This is a genomic window from Collimonas sp. PA-H2 (assembly GCF_002564105.1).
Taxonomy (GTDB): Bacteria; Pseudomonadota; Gammaproteobacteria; order Burkholderiales; family Burkholderiaceae_D; genus Collimonas.
Genome location: NZ_PDBX01000001.1, coordinates 5,439,930 through 5,455,613, shown reverse-complemented (window position 1 = coordinate 5,455,613; position 15,684 = coordinate 5,439,930). Strand labels below are relative to the sequence as shown.

Sequence of the window (15,684 nt, the reverse complement as noted above, 5' to 3'; positions counted from 1 at the left end):
GCTGACATGATCCGTTTGCAAGCAGCCAGCGTGAGCTATCCGTCGGCGCCGTGGCCGGTCTTGCGCGACCTTTCGCTGGATTTGCACGATGGCCGCTTTACCGTGGTGATCGGCGCCTCCGGCTGCGGCAAAACCACTCTGCTCAACCTGATCGCCGGCTTTCTGCTGCCGACCGCGGGCAGCGTCAGCATCGACGGCCAGCCGATCAGCGGTCCCGGCGCCGAACGCGGCGTGGTGTTCCAGAGCGACACCTTGTTGCCATGGCAAAGCGTGCAGGAAAACGTCGCCTTCGGCCTGCGCCTGGCCGGGCAGTCGCCGCAACAGCGCCAGGCCAAGGCGCGCGAGTACCTGGCGCTTACCGGCCTGCTGGATTATGCTGATGCCGCCATCTGGGAACTCTCGGGCGGCATGCGCCAGCGCGTCAGCCTGGCGCGGGCCCTGGCGGTCGATCCGCGCTTCCTGCTGCTGGACGAGCCGCTGGGGGCGCTGGACGCCCTGACTAGGGAACAGATGCAAGAGCACTTGCTGCAGGTATGGAAAACCACCGGCAAAGGCATTTTCATGATTACCCATAGCGTCGAGGAAGCCCTGTTCCTGGCGACCGACCTGGTGTTGCTGCGGGCGCGGCCGGGGCGGGTCGAGAGCGTGCGCCGGCTGCATTTCGGCGAGCGCTTTGCTGCCGGCGAAGCGGCCCGCAGCATCAAGTCCGATCCGCGTTTTGTCAGCTTGCGCGAAGAAATCCTGGAGCAGCTTTTGCATCCGCGGGCGGACGGCGTCTCAGAGGAGGCATATGCATGAGCGAATTGTCCGTTACCCTGGCGCCGCTTGAGCTGCCGCACGATCCGGTAGCGCAGATGCTGGCGCCGTATCCGGCCGCCTGGCAAACCAGCCGCCGTGAGCCAGCGATGGCCAGGTCCAAAGCAGGGTTTGTCGTTTCCGATGGCAGCATCACGCTGCTGACCGTGCTGGGTTTGCTTGGTCTCTGGTGGCTGGTGAGCGCGCTGGCGCTGGTGCCGCCGCTGTTCCTGCCGTCGCCGCTGGCGGTGCTGCAAAAATTCAAGACGGTGGCGCTCGAAGGCTTTGTCGACGCCACCTTATGGCAGCATGCGGCAACCAGCGTCGCCCGCGTGTTTGCGGCGCTGCTGCTGGCGATTGTCAGTGCGGTTCCGGTCGGCATCCTGATCGGACTGAGCCGGCGCGCCAGGGCGGTGTTCGATCCCCTGATCGAGTTCTACCGGCCGATTCCGCCGCTGGCTTACCTGCCGCTGATCGTGATCTGGTTCGGCATCGGCGAGCTGTCGAAAGTGCTGCTGATCTACCTGGCGATCTTTGCGCCGCTGGCGATCGCCACCTTGCACGGCGTGCGCCGGGTCGAGCAGAACCGCTTGCGGGCGGCGCAGACGCTCGGCGCCACCCGCTGGCAGCTGGTGCGCTTCGTGATCCTGCCGTCGGCCGTGCCCGATATCTTGACCGGCGTCCGCATCGGCCTGGGCGTGGGCTGGTCGACCCTGGTTGCGGCAGAACTGATCGCCGCCACCCGCGGGCTAGGTTTCATGATCCAGTCGGCGGCACAGTTCCTGGTGACCGACGTCGTCATCATGGGCATCCTGGTGATTGCCCTGATTGCCTCGACATTCGAATATGGCTTGCGCCGGCTGCAGCGCAAATACGTGCCGTGGGAGGGACGGGCATAGGCGCAGGCTGGTCCTGGCTGGCCTGCGGTTTTCCCTGTCTTAGTGCGGGCTGGCGGTAGGGCGCACCAGGATCTCGTTGATGTCAACGTCGGCCGGCTGTTCGATGGCAAACAGCACTGTCCGCGCGACCGCCTCGGCCGAGATCGAAATCTTGCGGAATGCTTCCATTCTCAGCCTGGCGTCCGGATCGCTGATGCTGTCGGCCAGCTCCGATTCGGTAACGCCGGGCGAAATGATGGTGACCCGGATGTTGTCGACTTCCTGGCGCAAGCCTTCCGAAATCGCCCGTACCGCAAACTTGGTGGCGCAATACACCGCCGCGCTGGGCGAGACCCTATGGCCGCCGGTGGACGCCAGGTTGATGATCTGGCCGCTGCCCTGGGCTTGCATGACTGGCAAGACGGCAGCAATGCCGTACAGCACGCCCTTGATATTGACATCCACCATGCGCTCCCATTCGTCTACCTTCAACTGATCCAGCATCGACAGCGGCATGACGCCGGCATTGTTGACGATGACGTCGACCCGGCCGAAACGGCTTTTGGCGAGCGCCACGATATCCTCAAGCTGGCTGCGTTTGGTGACATCGAGGGCTTGATATTCTGCTATGCCGCCAGCCGTGCGGATCAATGCCGCCAGGGTTTCCAGGCGCTCGGTGCGGCGCGCGCCCAGCACTACCCGTGCGCCATGTACCGCCAGTATGCGGGCGGTGGCTTCGCCAATGCCGCTGCTGGCGCCGGTGATGACAACAACCTTATCTTTGATTCCAGACATGTATCTCTCCTTGTGAACCCGGGGCGGGAGGCGCCGGGCATGCCTGCACTGTAGGGCGCGGCGGCCAGGCGCAGATAGCCGGATCCCCGCAACTTCTTGCACGATCCTCCAAATGTGGGGGTGGGCAGCGGCGCCGCAGATCGAAAAATAGTAGACTCGGGCTAAGCTTGCAAACGGCAGGAAATGAGGCAGAAAATGACAGATCCAGAAGCAATTTCGGCAGAACGCGCGGTGTCGCTGCAACAAATCGAGCTGGCGCGCCTGATTGCGCAATACGCCGCCACCGACGGCGTACACCAGACGGCGATCGCGCCGCTCAACGTGGTGCGCATGTCGCAGCCGTCGGTCCCGGTGCACGCCTTGCACAAGCCGGCCTTGTGCATCATCGCCCAGGGCCAGAAGCGGGCGATACTGGCCGACGAAGTGTATGTCTATAACTCCGCGAGCTACCTGGTGGTGTCGGTCGATTTGCCGGTCACCGGGCAGGTCACGCAAGCCTCGCCGGAACTGCCGTATCTGTGCCTGCGGCTGGATCTTGACCCGAAAGAAATCGGCGACCTGATGATGGCCACTGAACTGCGGGCAAAGAAGGGCGATGCGCCGGCGCGCGGCATGTTTGTCAGCAAAGCCACGACCAGTTTGCTGGATGCTGTGCTGCGCCTGATGCAATTGCTGGCTGCGCCGCAGGATATCCCGGTGCTGGCGCCGCTGGCGATGCGCGAAATCCTGTACCGCCTGCTGCAGGAAGAGCAGGGCAGCATGCTGCAGCAGATCGCCATGTCCGACAGCCAGGCGCAGCACGTGGTCAAGGCCATCGAGCTGATCAAGCGCGATTACCGGCTGCCGCTGCGCATTGAAAGCCTGGCGCGCGAAGCCAATATGAGTTCTTCCTCGCTGCATCAGCATTTCAAGGCGGTCACCGCCATGACGCCGCTGCAATTCCAGAAGCAGCTGCGGCTGCAGGAGGCGCGCCGGCTGTTGTTCACCGAGGTCGGCGACGCCGCGACTGCGGGTCATCTGGTCGGTTACGAAAGTCCCTCGCAGTTCAGCCGCGAGTACAACCGCATGTTCGGCGCGCCACCCGCGCGCGACGCCGCCCGCTTGCGTAGCGCCGGCCAAGCCGGGGTCAGTCCAGCCTAGGGCAGGCTGGGCCGCCGCCTTATTCGGCGTGCCTGGCCGCGTGCTGCCTGACGCCGCTGCGGCGTGAAACGGCTTCCTGTATTGCCGCCACGATCAGTATCACGGTGGTCAGGCCGGCAATCATCAGCTGGTCGGTGAGGTAGGCGAACGGGATCAGGATCGCCAGCAATGCCAGCCCGATCATGTGGGAGAACGGGAAGCGGCGGTACACCACGGTCTTGTAGATACCGTTGCCGAGCAGGTAAGTCATGGGGCCGCCGATCAGCACTGCCAACGATTTGGTGTCGATATGGCCGGCCGGATGCGCAATCGCCAGTTCGTTGCCGACCGCGGTAATGATCACGCCGGCGACGATGATCACGTGGGTGTAGTGAAAATAAGCGCCGATGCGCCCCGGATCGTTGGAGGTGACGATAGCTTCGGTGCCGGCCTGGCTGCTAGTGTCGAAGTAGATCCACCACATCGCCAGGCTGCCCAGGAAAGCGACCAGGAAGGCAATCAGGGTCGGCATTTCCCAGCTGGCCATGTGGCCGATGGTGGCGCCGGTCACCAGGATCGATTCGCCCAGCGCCACGATCACGAACAGCTGGCAGCGCTCGGCCAGGTGGCCGCCCTCGATGGTCCACTCTTGCGTCTGGGAGCGGCCCATGCCGGGCAGCCACAGGCCGATCATCGGCGAAAAGTATTCGCAAGCCACTGCTGCCATCCAGAACAGCAGCCGGTATTCGGCGCTGGACAAACCGCCAGCGATCCACAGCGCCCCCGAGATGCACAGCCAGCCAAGCATGCGCTGGAAATTCTTGCTGAGGGCGTGGTTGTTCCCCAGATGCAGCACCACGAACAGCGTACGGCCGATCTGCATGGCGGCGTAGCACACCGCAAAAATCATCCCGCGTTCGCCAAATGCAGCCGGCAATACCGCCGACATTACCAGGCCGACCAGCATGACGGTGAACAGCATCAGGCGGATCGGCAGGGTGTCGGGATCGAACCAGTTGGTCACCCAGCAGGTATATTGCCAGACCAGCCAGACCGCGAACCACAGCACCAGCGTTTGCAGGGCTCCTAGCGGGGTGAGGTTTTCCAGCAAGTGATGGGACAGTTGGGTGACGGCAAAGACATAGACCAGGTCGAAGAACAGTTCGACCGACAACACCTTGGCTTCGTGGCCGTCGCGCGCCCGCAGCAGGTTGGCTTCACCCCAGATATTCATCGCTATTTCCTTTTATTGTCAGGCGCCGGCTACTGCACTCGCCTTTCACAATAAAGGATGCTTCGGCCGCGTGTCAATTACCGCGGACCATTCCCGATCAAGCCTCCGACAAGGCCGATTGTGCACTCTGCACGGTGTGCCAGCGCGGCTGCTCCAGCTTGCGGACGACCGGCTGGCTATTGATAAACGGTTGCTCGCCGACCAGGATGGGGGGCTTTTCTGCACTTCGATCAGGCAGGCAAACAAGGCGTGGCCATCCACCTTCATCGGCGGCGCCAGCCGTTGGATCGTAAAGCCGCCGCGCCGCAGCCAGCGTTCCATGCCTATCGGCGAGACCGTCACCAGGCGCTTGGCGCCGAGGCGGGCGGCGCAGGCAATCGAACCCTGCAGCAGCTTGACGGCGATCGACGACGACACCTGGTCCAGCGCGGTGTCGCTCTTCTTGTTGAAATCCATGGCGGCAAAGCGCGACAATTCCCAGATCTCAGGATGACATGGCGGCGCCGCGCCTTTCAACAGTTGGGGGAACACTTCGCTCAGCAGATACGGCTGGCGGGTCGGTAGCAGGCGGCCGCAGCCGATCACTTCGCCGTCCTGGTCCTGTGCTACTACGTAGATGGTGCCGGCATGATCAAACTGGTCCAGTTCGACGCCTTCTTTGGTATCCAGTTCCCAGCCCAGGGTTTCGACGAAGACCTTGTGGCGGTAGCGGCATATTTTGGAAAAAAGTTCATTTGACAGCTCATCGGCGGCCCCGGAAATGATTTTCATCGCTGATGTCTTTCATAAGAGTGCGTATTTGTTAATTTTGGGATGTCATAGGGGCTCGGCGTAACTGTAAAGGTTTACAGTTGCGCGGACAGGCAATACGGGTGCAGGCATGCTTGCCTGCCTTGTACAAGAGGCAAGCTGCCGACACAGTAGCCAGACGAAAAAAATCCGGCCGGGGCCGGATTGTGTGGTGATGCGCTTGCCCGGCTCGTGACTACAAGATGCCGAGCATGGCGGCCTTGATCGCCGCCGCCGTCTTGTTGGTGGCGTTGAGTTTTTTCAAGGTGTTCGAGATATGGAAATTGACCGTGCGGTCGGAAATATTCATGATCTCGCTAACCTCGCCCGAAGTCTTGCCGTCGGCCGTCCAGCGCAGCACCTCGATTTCCCGCGCGGTCAATTGGCTGGCGGCTTCCGGCATGTGCTTCTCGATCAGCAGCAGCGACAGCCCCTCGTGCGCCACATCCACCAGCCAGGACAGCTGGTGAGAAATTTCACGCAATTCCTTTTGAGACACATGGTCGTTCGAGCGCGACAGATTGAGCAAGCCGCATATCCCTTTGGCGTCGTGGCGGGATTGCGCCCATCCGGCGTGCAAGCCATGCGAGCGGGCATCTTCCCAGAACGGCCGGTTGCTGGCGACGTTCTGGTCGGACCAGATCATCGGCAAGGAGGAATTCCTGCCATGGCTGACAGTGGGGTCTATCCTTTCATAGTGCTCCTGGTTGTAGCGCTGTTGCCAGCCCGGAGAATAGTTATTCAAACTAATCACCTTCGGCTGGGCCACAGGCCACGGCAGGCGCATATCGTAAGCGCAGTAATCGAAACCCAGTCGCTTGACGATTTCTGATAGTGAATCAAATAGAATGGGCGCGGATTTCGCGCTCAACAGTGACTGCATTTGTTGTTCTTGCCAATCAACCATACCTGCACTCCCGTAAAAAATGTGTGTTTTTCATGGAAGGAAAGTCTTTTCTCATGCCGCAGCGCCGGCAGCAGTCCCGATCGGATAAGGTTTAATGCTTATATCGATCGCGGGCTGGAAAACGGCGCAGCAACATCACTTCAGCTAGCATTTGGATGCCTTTTTTTGGCGTCAGTTGCGGTACACGGGCCTCGGATTTCCGCGTCCGCAAAAAAGTTTCCATTTAGAAATTTAACACACTTTTACTATGACGGACATAGACAAATAATCGAGTGCACATTCGAATAATATTGTTGATATGTCCACATCAGCCCTGAATGGGCCGGATCGCCGCTGTCGCCGGCGCCTGAAATCAGATAAAACGCATCTTGAAAGTCTTGCCTTTGATATTGCCGTTGCTGAGCTTGCCGAACGCTTGTTTTGCGATGCGGCGGTCCAGCGCGACATAGGTGACGAATTCAAAGACGCTGATCTTGCCGACCTGTTCCTTGCTCAGGCCGACATCGCCGGTCAGGGCACCCAGCAAATCGCCAGGACGCAGCTTGTCCTTCTTGCCGCCCATGATGCACAAGGTCAGCATCGGCGCGGTCAGCGGCTCGCCATAGCCCGGTTCCAGCTCCGCCAGGTCGAACCAGCTGACCGGTCCCCGCTGGTAGTCCTCGATCAGCTTGACCCATTTCTTTTCATTCGGCGCGCACAAGCTCAGCGCCAGTCCGCGCTCCTGGCCGCGGCCGGTACGGCCGATGCGATGGATATGGACTTCGGTGTCCTTGGAAACGTCGACGTTGATTACCGCACCGAGGGTCTGGATATCCAGGCCGCGGGCGGCGACGTCGGTCGCCACCAGCACCGAGCAGCTCTGGTTGGCGAAGCGCACCAGGATTTCGTCGCGCTCGCGCTGCTCCAGCTCGCCATACAGCGCCAGCGCGCTGAAGCCCTGGGCGCGCAATTCGTCGGCCAGTTCGCGGCAATGGATCTTGGTGTTGCAAAAGGCGATGGTCGAGACTGGCTTGTAATGGTTCAGCAGCTGCGCCACGGCGGCGTTGCGGCCTTCGTAGCTAACTTCGTAGAAGCGCTGCTCGATGCGGCCTTCGTCATGCTGCGCCTCGACCTTGACTTGCGCCGGATCGCGCAGGAATTCAGCGCTGGCCTTGCGGATATCGTCCGGATAGGTGGCGGAAAACAGCAGGGTCTGGCGGCGTGCAGGGCAGGCGCTGACGATGCCCGCGATTTCTTCGTAGAAGCCCATGTCGACCATGCGGTCGGCTTCGTCCAGCACCAGCGTCTGCACCGTGCCGAGATTGATGCTGCCGCGGCCGATATGGTCGCGGATGCGGCCCGGGGTGCCGACGATGATATGCGCGCCATGCTCCAGCGAACCGATCTGCGGCCCCATCGGCGTGCCGCCGCACAGGGTCAGGATCTTGACGTTGTCGGCGAAGCGCGCCAGCCGGCGCAGTTCTTTCGCCACCTGGTCGGCCAGCTCGCGCGTCGGGCACAGCACCAGCGCCTGGATCGCGAAATAACTGGGATTGAGCTTGTGCAGGATACCGATGCCGAAGGCGGCGGTCTTGCCGCTGCCGGTCTTGGCCTGGGCGATCAGGTCGCGCCGCTCCAGGATCACCGGCAGGCTCTGCGCCTGGATCGTGGTCATCTCGTGATAGCCGAGGCTATCGAGGTTGCTGAGTAGCGCCGGCGCCAGCGGAAGATTGGAGAATGAGGTGGTTTTCATGAAGGTCGCCTGCTTAAAAGGGAGGCAAGTCTAACAGCTGGGCCGGCATAGGGCCAGCGCCGCAGCGCTACTTGTTAAATAACTACTGCTCGTACAGCTCAAGCGGCAAGCCGTCAGGGTCGGCGAAAAACGTAAAACGCTTGCCTGTGAGCTCGTCGATACGGATGGCTTCTACGACGATCTCCTTGTCGCGCAATTCCTGTGCGGCGGCCTCGACATCCGGCACTCGGAACGCCAGGTGGCGCAAGCCGCAGGCTTCCGGCCGGCTTGGACGCGGCGGCGGCGCGGGAAATGAAAACAGCTCGAGCTGGACGCCGTCCGGCGTGCGCAGGTCGAGTTTATAGGAGTCGCGCTCGGCACGGTAAGTTTCGGCGACGATCGCCAGGCCCAGCAGCTCGGTATAAAAACGCTTGGAGCGCTGGTAATCCGAGGCGATGATGGCGACGTGATGGATGCCGGAGATGTGCATGTGGGGTCAAGATTTAGTTAGCCGTGGTGGCGTAACTATACCTTGAGACCATCCCGGCGGCATGCGCTCAATACTGCCCGATGCCGCTCAGGCCCAGCAACGCGCCGGCCGCCAGCACCCACAACGGATGGACCTTGCTCCTGAAGGTGATCAGCGCACAGCCGCCGGCGATCGCGGCCAGGCCCCAGGTGCGCGCCGAGGCTTCGGTGATCAATGCGGCGCTGGCCGCCACCAGGCCGACTGTCATCGGCACCAGCCCGGCCTGGACGATGGCGCGCCAGGGCTTGTCCTTGAAACGTTGCCACAGATGCAGCACGATGGCGGTCAGGATCGAAGATGGACCGAACTTGGCCAGCGTCGTCACCAGCACCCCAGGCCAGCCGGCTACATGCCAGCCCACCAGTGTCACCACCATCATGTTCGGCCCCGGCGCCGCCTGCGCCAGGGCGAACATGGCGCTGAAGTCCTGGGCCGACATCCAATGATGGATATCGACCACCTGCCTTTGCATTTCCGGCAGGATGGTGTTGCCGCCGCCGAACGCCAATAGCGACAGCTGGCTGAAAATCGCCGCCAGGGAAATCAAGGTGGCGCTCATGACGGCAGCTTCCAGGTTAGCAGCACACTGAGCGGGGCCAGCACCAGCATGGTCGGCAGCAAGGGTAGCCGCAGCAGCGCAATGGCAAGGAAAAACAGGGCGGCGATGAGCAGCGGCACCGGCTTCTTCAAGAGCGGCAGCAGCATCTTCAAGGCCATCGAGATCAGCAGGCCGGAAGCGGCTGCCGCCAGGCTGGCAAACAGATGCTGGATCTGGGCGTCGTGCTGGAAGTGCTGGTAGACCACGCCGAGGCCGATCACGATCGCCGAAGGCGCGGCTATCAGGCCCAGCAGCGAGGCAAGGGCCCCGGACAGGCCGCGGAACTGCATGCCGATCGCTACCGCCAGGTTGATGATGTTGCCGCCGGGGAGGAACTGGCAGAGACCGAGCATTTCAGTGAATTGTCCGGCATCCAGCCAGCGCCGTTGCTCCACAATCATGCGCCTCGCCAGCGGCAGCACGCCGCCGAAGCCGATCAGGCTGAGCGAGAGAAAGCCGGCGAATAATTCGCGCGTGGTGGGCGTTGCGCTGAGGGCGTCTTTGTCGCTGAGGATTGTTTCTGTAGTCATTGTCGGCGTCAGGATAGCTTATACGTGGGCGACGATAAACAGGCGCTTGAAAGGCAGCAGAGTGATGCCGTTTTCACGTTGCGGATAGGCTTCGCGCATCGCCACCGCATATGCGGCGCGGAAGTTCTCGCGCTGTTCTTCGGGCAAGGCGTCCAGATATGGCCGCAAGCTGGTGCCGGCAGCCCAGTTGGCGACCGCATCTTCGCCGCTTAAGGTGTGCAGATAAGTGGTTTCCCAGATATCCAGCGTGGCGCTGTGCGGGCGCAGCAGGTCGTAGTAGCTTTCCGCACTGAGGATGCCCGGCTGCGGCTTTAACTTGCCCATGTAGGGCGCAAACGTCGGCGAGCCGGCCAGTTCCGCTTGCACCTGGCGCAGTGGCGTATCCTGCATGGCCGGCATCTGCAGCGCCAGCCAGCCGCCAGGCCGTAGGAATGACAGCAGGCGCGGAATCAGGGTGGAGTGGTCGGGCAGCCATTGCAGGGTGGCGTTCGAATAGATCACGTCCAGCAAGCCGTCGGCCTGCCACTGGCTGAGGTCGGCGCGCAGGAAGCGGCACTCTGGCACCGCTGCCTCAGCGGCTTCCAGCATATTGGCGGAGCTGTCGACGCCCAGCACGTCAGCCGCCGGCCAGCGCGCTTTCAACAGCGCCGAGACATTGCCGGTGCCGCAGCCAAGGTCGACTACCTGCCGGGGCTCCTGTTCTGGCACGTAGGCCAGCAGATCGAGTGCAGGGCGCAGCCGCTCATTGCCGAAGAGCATATATTGTTTTGCATCCCAAATATCGTTGGCGATTTTCATGTTTTCTCCTAGGATTTATCACAAGCTTGGTTGTCAGGGTCTATCTTGTCCGATCTCGGGCGGAATCGCCGTTTATGCCTGAAGCGCCGGTAAATACTGATTCGATAGACGCATGTTACAGACAATCCAGACTTCTACAAATCGACTTTTTTGCCGTTGACTTGTGACTTATAATCACAAGCATGTCTAGAAAACTTCCCCCCTTGCAAGCGTTGCGCGCGTTTGAAGCCGCTGCCCGCTTTGAAAATCTCTCGGCCGCTGCCGAAGAGCTGCATGTGACGCATGGCGCGGTCAGCCGCCAGGTGGCAGCGCTGGAAGCATGGCTGGGCATGCCGGTATTCCATCGCATCGGCAAGCGCGTGCAGCTGACCGACGACGGCCGCCGCTACCTGCTCACGGTGCAAGCGGCCTTCGATAATATCGCCGCCGCCACCAGGCTGCTGCGCGAATCCGGCACGGTGCGCGTGCTGCACATTAATGCCTTGTCGACGTTTGCGATGCGTTGGCTGCTGCCGCGCCTGAGCGGCTTCCAGCGCCTGTATCCGGGAGTGGAGCTGAAGTTGTCTACTTCCACCTCACAGCAGCCGCTGGGCGAGGCGGGAGAGCGTTTCGACGTCGCGATCCGCCGTGGTCCCGGCCACTGGCCGAACTGCGAATACGGAGAATTCCTGGAAGAGAGCGAACTGCCGGTGTGCAGCCCGGCATTGCTGGCGCGGGCGCCGATCCGGGTCGCCAGCGATCTCGCCGCGCATACACTATTGCATTCGGATACGCGGCCGGACGCCTGGCCGAACTGGCTGACAGCCGCCGACGTGGCGCCGGCCCAGTGCAGGAAAAAACAATCCTTCGACCATTTTTACCTGGCTTTGCAGGCCGCCATCGACGGTCTCGGGGTAGCGCTCGGGCCGTTGCCGCTGATTACCGACGAGCTGGCCAGCGGCCGCCTGGTGACGCCGCTGGCCGAACCGGTGATCCGCACCAGAAGCTACTGGTGGATCGTGGCGCGGCATCAGGCTGAATCGCCGCTGATCAGGCATTTCTGCGATTGGCTGCAGCAGGAAGCGCGGCGCTGATCCGTTTGTAACTAGCCGTGCAGATAGTGATGCATAATGGTTGCGGCCGTTTTGGACTCAGATCAGATTAAAAAATAAATCAATGAGGAGACACCCATGCGCGTTACCGGACTCAAGCAGCCTTCGCAATTCCTTGCCGCCACCTTGCTGTGCTTCCTGCTTGCCGCCTGCGGCGGCGGCAGCGGCGATGGACTGACGCCGCAATCGAAGACCTTCACAGCCGACGGCGGCGTCTCTGCCTTTTACCGATGGGATGGAATAATTCCGGCGACACCTGGCGTATTGCTGCAGCAGGAAGCAATGCCTGCCGCACTGGTGCTGCCCAATGCTGCGCAAGGGATCCGCATTCTCTACAGTTCCACCGATGGCGACGACGGCAAGACCGCCAACTATGTTTCCGGCGATCTGCAGCTGCCCAAGGGGACGCCGCCGGCCGGCGGCTGGCCGGTGATCGCCTGGGCACACGGCACTGTCGGCGTAGCCGATATTTGCGCGCCGTCCTGGACCACGCGCGACCCGCGCGATGTCGACTATCTGGATGCCTGGCTGGCGCAAGGCTATGCCGTGGTGTCATCCGACTACCAGGGGCTCGGCACGCCCAGCCTGCATCCGTATCTGCACTCGCGGGCGGAAGCCTACAGCGTGCTGGACGGTGTCCGCGCCGCCATCAAGAATTTCCCGCAGCTTTCCAGTTCGGTAGTGATCGTCGGCCAGTCGCAGGGCGCGCAGGGAGCCATCGCCACGGCCGGCTATGCGCCGACTTATGCGCCGGAACTGAAATTGCTGGGGACTGTCGCCACCGGCGTGCCTTATCAGCTGCAAAGCGTGCTGGCCTACCTGAATGCGCTGACGGCGCAGGTGCCGACCACCGGCTTCACCGCGGTGCTGGGGACGCTCGAATCCTACGCCTGGCTTGGTTACGGCACTGCGGAAAGGGTGATTCCGAATTTCCTGCTGTCGGATCACTTGACCGCCAAGGGCAAGGCGTTTTATTCAGTGGTGGCGACCCAGTGCCTGGGGCCGATCGTGGACTACATCAACCAGAACAAGCTGGTCACCTCGGATGTATTCAGCGCTGACGTCACCGCCTGGGCAACCCAGGTGCTGCAATATTCAAATTATCCGACGGTCAAGTTCGCCGGCCCGATGTTCGTCGGCACCGGCACCCTGGATACGGATATCCCGACGGTTGTCCAATACTTGTTCGCCAAGGATGCCTGCGCCGCCGGCAGCACGGTCGAGCAGCATTATTACGCCGGCCAGGACCATGACGGCACGGTGCTGGCTTCGCTGGTGGATTCCAAGCCCTTCGTGCAGAAACTGTTTGCCGGCCAGCCGATCACCTCGAATTGCGCCGCGCTGACGCCGCCGCCCTGAGCTTGCGCAGGATCGGCGGCATGGGTTCATGCAGGCTTGATCCATGCCGCAAACTTAGCTAATTGTTTGGCTTAGACAGCGGCTTGGCCACCAGATCCATGCGCCGTTGCAGGCGCGCCTGTGCATCGGCGTCGCCGGCGGCTTTGGCGCGCTGCGACTGTACTCCCAGCCAGGCCAGCAAGGGCCGGCGCCAGCCTTGGGCAGAGGCGGTCTCGGTCGCGGTCGCGATATCGGCTGGCGTCAAGCGCCCGCTTTTTAACAGTGCGCCGGCGGCCACCAGCCGCGCCAGCGGGTCCTGGATCTCGCCCAGCTGGCCGCTGCTGACAACACTCCGGTGCTGGGCCGGCAGCAAGCTGCTGTCCAGCCCCTGCCATTGACCGTTCAGATAGGCCGCATAGCTGCGTTCTGCTGCATCGGCATCCGGCGCCAGCGGCTGGAAGCCGGCGCAGTTGTCGAATTCAAGGCTGGCGACGCGCGCGGCGCAACGCATCAGCTCGGCGCGCGCCACCAGGTCTGGACGGCCGGTGCTGGCGACCGCGTCGCGGGCGCGGGCAAACTCGACCTCGGCAACCCGTGTGTCGCCGCTCAGGTAGGCCGAAGAAAAACTCTGCAGGGAACTGTAGGCATTGCCTTGCCAGTCAGGTTGCGGCGGCTTGCTGCTGCAGGCGGCCAGCGTCACGGTGAGCAGGCCGAGCAGGGCGGACCGGCAAGGGGATGGTTTTTTCATGGCAGTTTGAGTTCCGTATCGCGGGCGAAGGGCCATTTGCGGTTGATTTCATCCACCAGCTGCGTCACTTTGCGCAAGCTCGCATCCACTTCGGCGCGCAGGGCGCCCAGGTCATTGCTGGCGATGCGGACATTGCTGCCGACCGCCTGTGCTTCCGCCAGCACGGCGTCGACTTTCTTCAGGCTGTTGCGGGCGTCGCTCAAGACGCCGTTGAGCTGGATAATCGCCGCTTGCGCGTCGTCCATCACGCCAGGCTTGCCGCCGGGCTGGCCAAACACGCGCTGGTCAGCCTTGGCCAGCAGGGCGTTGACGCGGTCCAGGGTGGCGATGATTTTCTTGGCGTTTTCATCGCCGCCCAGTGCGCCGCCCAGCACGCCGTACTGGCCGTTGAGGCGTCCGGTCACGGCTTGCACGTTGGCCAGGCTGGTGCTCAGGCTGGAATCGGCGGCGGTGATGGTTTGCAGGTTTTCCAGTAATTCACGGGCAGTCGCCACCAGTCGCGGAATTTCCGCGGCGGTGTCGCCGCGCAGTACTGCGCGCTCCGAATCCGGCGGCAGCAGCGGATCGTCCAGCACGCCGGTGAAGGCGCGGATGCGGGTGTCGCCGACCAGGCCGCGCTCCAGCGTGAACACGCTGGAAGTGCGCAGCCAGTTGGCGTCTTTGCGCGGCACGTCGATCAAGATGCGGGCCTTGCCATCCTTGCCAAGGTCGATGCGCTGCACGCGGCCGATCGGAAAACCGGAGAAGGTCAGGTCCATGCCTACCAGCACGCCCTCGGAGTCATCCGAAATCAGCACCAGCCGCTGGGTACTTTCGAAGACGCCGCGCGCATACATCACATACAAGACAAAGCCGGCGACCAGGGCGCCCATCAGGATCAGCAGCAGCAGCGCCTTGAACTCGACGTGGGCCGGCGGCGGTGGGGCGGGAGCAGGGGATTCAGGGGCAGGTGTCATGGTTTTTCAGTTAAATGTATTTCACTGCCAGCGCCCCGACCTCGATCAGGACCAGCACGAACAGCAAGCGGGTTGCGCCTGGCTGCAAAGTGGAAGAGAGATTGACTTTCCGGCGCGCGGCTTCGAGGATGGCGGCCACCGGGATCACGGCCACCGCCAGCCCGAACAGCAGGGTTTTCAGCGCAAAGCCGATGGTGACCACCGGGTCGAAGACGCGGCCGACAGTGCGGGTGTAGTCGAGCAGGCCCCAGGGACTCAGGCCATATACGTTCACATACGCCAGCAGCAGCACGATCACGCCGCTGACCGTGGCCAGGGTCGCTACCGAGAAGGCGCTGGCAATCACGCGAGGGACCAGGTCCAGCTGCAGTTGCGCGATTTCGAATTGCGCCGAGTTTTGCGCGGCCATCGCGGCGCTCAGCGGCGAGCCCGCGGAATTGAAGGCCAGCCCGGCGCGCAGCGCCACGAACAGCGCGGCAGACAGCGGAATCAGTTCCAGCACCAGCACCCGCACCACCATTTCCAGCGCATAGCGCGACAGGCCGTAGCTGAGGGCGGTGATGATCACGATGCGGATCAGCACCAGGCTCAGCAAAGTCGAGAGCAGGGTGAACCAGGGCAGGATTTGCCAGGTGCTGGCGTAGATGTATCTATAGGTGGTGCTGCGGTTGGCGCGATGGTAGGTGGATGGCGAAAACCCCATGGCCAGCGCGATGCCGGCCAGGTACAGCATGGACCACCAGCTGCTCACGGCGCGCATGGCGGTCACCGCCCATTGCTCGGGTTTCAGGTAGCGGGATGAAATTGGGTACATGGTTCAATGATAACGCAGCAACTCTGGCAGCGGTTCTTCATATGACCAGGGATT

General features: G+C 62.4%; 17 protein-coding genes. 5 read left to right on the top strand and 12 right to left on the bottom strand.

The genetic code is table 11. From position 1 onward, the window contains the following. Positions 1-6 precede the first annotated feature (6 nt). Positions 7-798 carry a taurine ABC transporter ATP-binding protein gene (locus BCF11_RS25060; protein WP_098497159.1) on the top strand — a complete coding sequence of 264 codons (792 nt, stop codon included), beginning with the start codon at positions 7-9 and terminating at the stop codon, positions 796-798. After that, positions 795-1,694, top strand: a complete 900-nt coding sequence (gene tauC, locus BCF11_RS25055; RefSeq protein WP_199111042.1) for a taurine ABC transporter permease TauC — start codon at positions 795-797, stop codon at positions 1,692-1,694. The genes BCF11_RS25060 and tauC overlap by 4 nt, the downstream gene beginning before the upstream one ends. Positions 1,695-1,733: 39 nt before the next feature. On the opposite strand, the gene BCF11_RS25050 is transcribed toward tauC, so the two are convergent. Then, positions 1,734-2,468: an SDR family oxidoreductase gene (locus tag BCF11_RS25050; protein ID WP_098497158.1), complete on the bottom strand. Its 735-nt coding sequence runs from the start codon at positions 2,466-2,468 to the stop codon at positions 1,734-1,736. 195 nt (positions 2,469-2,663) lie between these two features. Between BCF11_RS25050 and BCF11_RS25045 the strand changes: the two genes are divergently transcribed. Next, positions 2,664-3,608, top strand: coding sequence for an AraC family transcriptional regulator (locus BCF11_RS25045; protein ID WP_098497157.1), 945 nt, complete (start codon positions 2,664-2,666; stop codon positions 3,606-3,608). Positions 3,609-3,627: 19 nt separating this feature from the next. Here BCF11_RS25045 and BCF11_RS25040 read toward each other — a convergent pair whose 3' ends face one another. From BCF11_RS25040 to BCF11_RS25005, 8 genes are all read right to left on the bottom strand, one after another. Then, positions 3,628-4,821: a low temperature requirement protein A gene (locus BCF11_RS25040; RefSeq protein ID WP_098497156.1), complete on the bottom strand. Its 1,194-nt coding sequence runs from the start codon at positions 4,819-4,821 to the stop codon at positions 3,628-3,630. Between the two features lie 45 nt (positions 4,822-4,866). Then, positions 4,867-5,592, bottom strand: a complete 726-nt coding sequence (locus BCF11_RS25035; protein WP_098497155.1) for an acyl-homoserine-lactone synthase — start codon at positions 5,590-5,592, stop codon at positions 4,867-4,869. A 214-nt stretch (positions 5,593-5,806) separates the two neighbouring features. Then, entirely contained in the window at positions 5,807-6,493 is a 687-nt protein-coding gene (locus tag BCF11_RS25030; protein WP_255407836.1) for an autoinducer binding domain-containing protein, read from the bottom strand. Between the two features lie 376 nt (positions 6,494-6,869). After that, positions 6,870-8,249: an ATP-dependent RNA helicase DbpA gene (gene dbpA, locus BCF11_RS25025; protein WP_098497153.1), complete on the bottom strand. Its 1,380-nt coding sequence runs from the start codon at positions 8,247-8,249 to the stop codon at positions 6,870-6,872. Positions 8,250-8,331: 82 nt separating this feature from the next. Beyond that, a complete protein-coding gene (locus tag BCF11_RS25020; RefSeq protein WP_098497152.1) occupies positions 8,332-8,718 on the bottom strand; it encodes a VOC family protein in 387 nt (128 codons plus the stop codon). A 67-nt stretch (positions 8,719-8,785) separates the two neighbouring features. Further along, entirely contained in the window at positions 8,786-9,316 is a 531-nt protein-coding gene (locus BCF11_RS25015; RefSeq protein WP_098497151.1) for a chromate transporter, read from the bottom strand. Next, positions 9,313-9,885: a chromate transporter gene (locus BCF11_RS25010; RefSeq protein WP_098497150.1), complete on the bottom strand. Its 573-nt coding sequence runs from the start codon at positions 9,883-9,885 to the stop codon at positions 9,313-9,315. Before BCF11_RS25010 ends, BCF11_RS25015 begins: the two co-directional genes overlap by 4 nt. A gap of 18 nt (positions 9,886-9,903) precedes the next feature. Further along, positions 9,904-10,683 carry a methyltransferase domain-containing protein gene (locus BCF11_RS25005; RefSeq protein WP_098497149.1) on the bottom strand — a complete coding sequence of 260 codons (780 nt, stop codon included), beginning with the start codon at positions 10,681-10,683 and terminating at the stop codon, positions 9,904-9,906. 182 nt (positions 10,684-10,865) lie between these two features. On the opposite strand from BCF11_RS25005, the gene BCF11_RS25000 reads away from it, so the two are divergent. Together BCF11_RS25000 and BCF11_RS24995 are read left to right on the top strand one after the other, a co-directional pair. Then, complete coding sequence (locus BCF11_RS25000) at positions 10,866-11,756, top strand: transcriptional regulator GcvA (RefSeq protein WP_098497148.1); 891 nt, start codon at positions 10,866-10,868, stop codon at positions 11,754-11,756. A gap of 96 nt (positions 11,757-11,852) precedes the next feature. Continuing rightward, positions 11,853-13,133 (top strand): lipase family protein, encoded by a 1,281-nt coding sequence (locus BCF11_RS24995; RefSeq protein WP_098497147.1) that lies wholly within the window; start codon positions 11,853-11,855, stop codon positions 13,131-13,133. 58 nt (positions 13,134-13,191) lie between these two features. Here the strand turns inward: BCF11_RS24995 and BCF11_RS24990 are convergent, their stop codons facing one another. From BCF11_RS24990 to BCF11_RS24980, 3 genes are read right to left on the bottom strand one after another with little or no spacing between them, the layout of a single operon-like run. Then, positions 13,192-13,860, bottom strand: a complete 669-nt coding sequence (locus BCF11_RS24990) for a hypothetical protein (protein ID WP_199111040.1) — start codon at positions 13,858-13,860, stop codon at positions 13,192-13,194. Beyond that, on the bottom strand, positions 13,857-14,816 hold the full coding sequence (locus BCF11_RS24985) for an MlaD family protein (protein WP_098497145.1): 960 nt from the start codon (positions 14,814-14,816) through the stop codon (positions 13,857-13,859). Before BCF11_RS24985 ends, BCF11_RS24990 begins: the two co-directional genes overlap by 4 nt. 10 nt (positions 14,817-14,826) lie before the next feature. Continuing rightward, complete coding sequence (locus BCF11_RS24980; protein WP_098497144.1) at positions 14,827-15,630, bottom strand: ABC transporter permease; 804 nt, start codon at positions 15,628-15,630, stop codon at positions 14,827-14,829. Between the last annotated feature and the right edge of the window lie 54 nt (positions 15,631-15,684).

Bases quoted from the DNA above. Each gene is read 5' to 3' on its own strand.
- BCF11_RS25060 (WP_098497159.1), top strand. From the start codon at position 7: ATGATCCGTTTGCAAGCAGCCAGCGTGAGCTATCCGTCGGCGCCGTGG.
- tauC (WP_199111042.1), top strand. From the start codon at position 795: ATGAGCGAATTGTCCGTTACCCTGGCGCCGCTTGAGCTGCCGCACGAT.
- BCF11_RS25050 (WP_098497158.1), bottom strand. From the start codon at position 2,468: ATGTCTGGAATCAAAGATAAGGTTGTTGTCATCACCGGCGCCAGCAGC.
- BCF11_RS25045 (WP_098497157.1), top strand. From the start codon at position 2,664: ATGACAGATCCAGAAGCAATTTCGGCAGAACGCGCGGTGTCGCTGCAA.
- BCF11_RS25040 (WP_098497156.1), bottom strand. From the start codon at position 4,821: ATGAATATCTGGGGTGAAGCCAACCTGCTGCGGGCGCGCGACGGCCAC.
- BCF11_RS25035 (WP_098497155.1), bottom strand. From the start codon at position 5,592: ATGAAAATCATTTCCGGGGCCGCCGATGAGCTGTCAAATGAACTTTTT.
- BCF11_RS25030 (WP_255407836.1), bottom strand. From the start codon at position 6,493: ATGCAGTCACTGTTGAGCGCGAAATCCGCGCCCATTCTATTTGATTCA.
- dbpA (WP_098497153.1), bottom strand. From the start codon at position 8,249: ATGAAAACCACCTCATTCTCCAATCTTCCGCTGGCGCCGGCGCTACTC.
- BCF11_RS25020 (WP_098497152.1), bottom strand. From the start codon at position 8,718: ATGCACATCTCCGGCATCCATCACGTCGCCATCATCGCCTCGGATTAC.
- BCF11_RS25015 (WP_098497151.1), bottom strand. From the start codon at position 9,316: ATGAGCGCCACCTTGATTTCCCTGGCGGCGATTTTCAGCCAGCTGTCG.
- BCF11_RS25010 (WP_098497150.1), bottom strand. From the start codon at position 9,885: ATGACTACAGAAACAATCCTCAGCGACAAAGACGCCCTCAGCGCAACG.
- BCF11_RS25005 (WP_098497149.1), bottom strand. From the start codon at position 10,683: ATGAAAATCGCCAACGATATTTGGGATGCAAAACAATATATGCTCTTC.
- BCF11_RS25000 (WP_098497148.1), top strand. From the start codon at position 10,866: ATGTCTAGAAAACTTCCCCCCTTGCAAGCGTTGCGCGCGTTTGAAGCC.
- BCF11_RS24995 (WP_098497147.1), top strand. From the start codon at position 11,853: ATGCGCGTTACCGGACTCAAGCAGCCTTCGCAATTCCTTGCCGCCACC.
- BCF11_RS24990 (WP_199111040.1), bottom strand. From the start codon at position 13,860: ATGAAAAAACCATCCCCTTGCCGGTCCGCCCTGCTCGGCCTGCTCACC.
- BCF11_RS24985 (WP_098497145.1), bottom strand. From the start codon at position 14,816: ATGACACCTGCCCCTGAATCCCCTGCTCCCGCCCCACCGCCGCCGGCC.
- BCF11_RS24980 (WP_098497144.1), bottom strand. From the start codon at position 15,630: ATGTACCCAATTTCATCCCGCTACCTGAAACCCGAGCAATGGGCGGTG.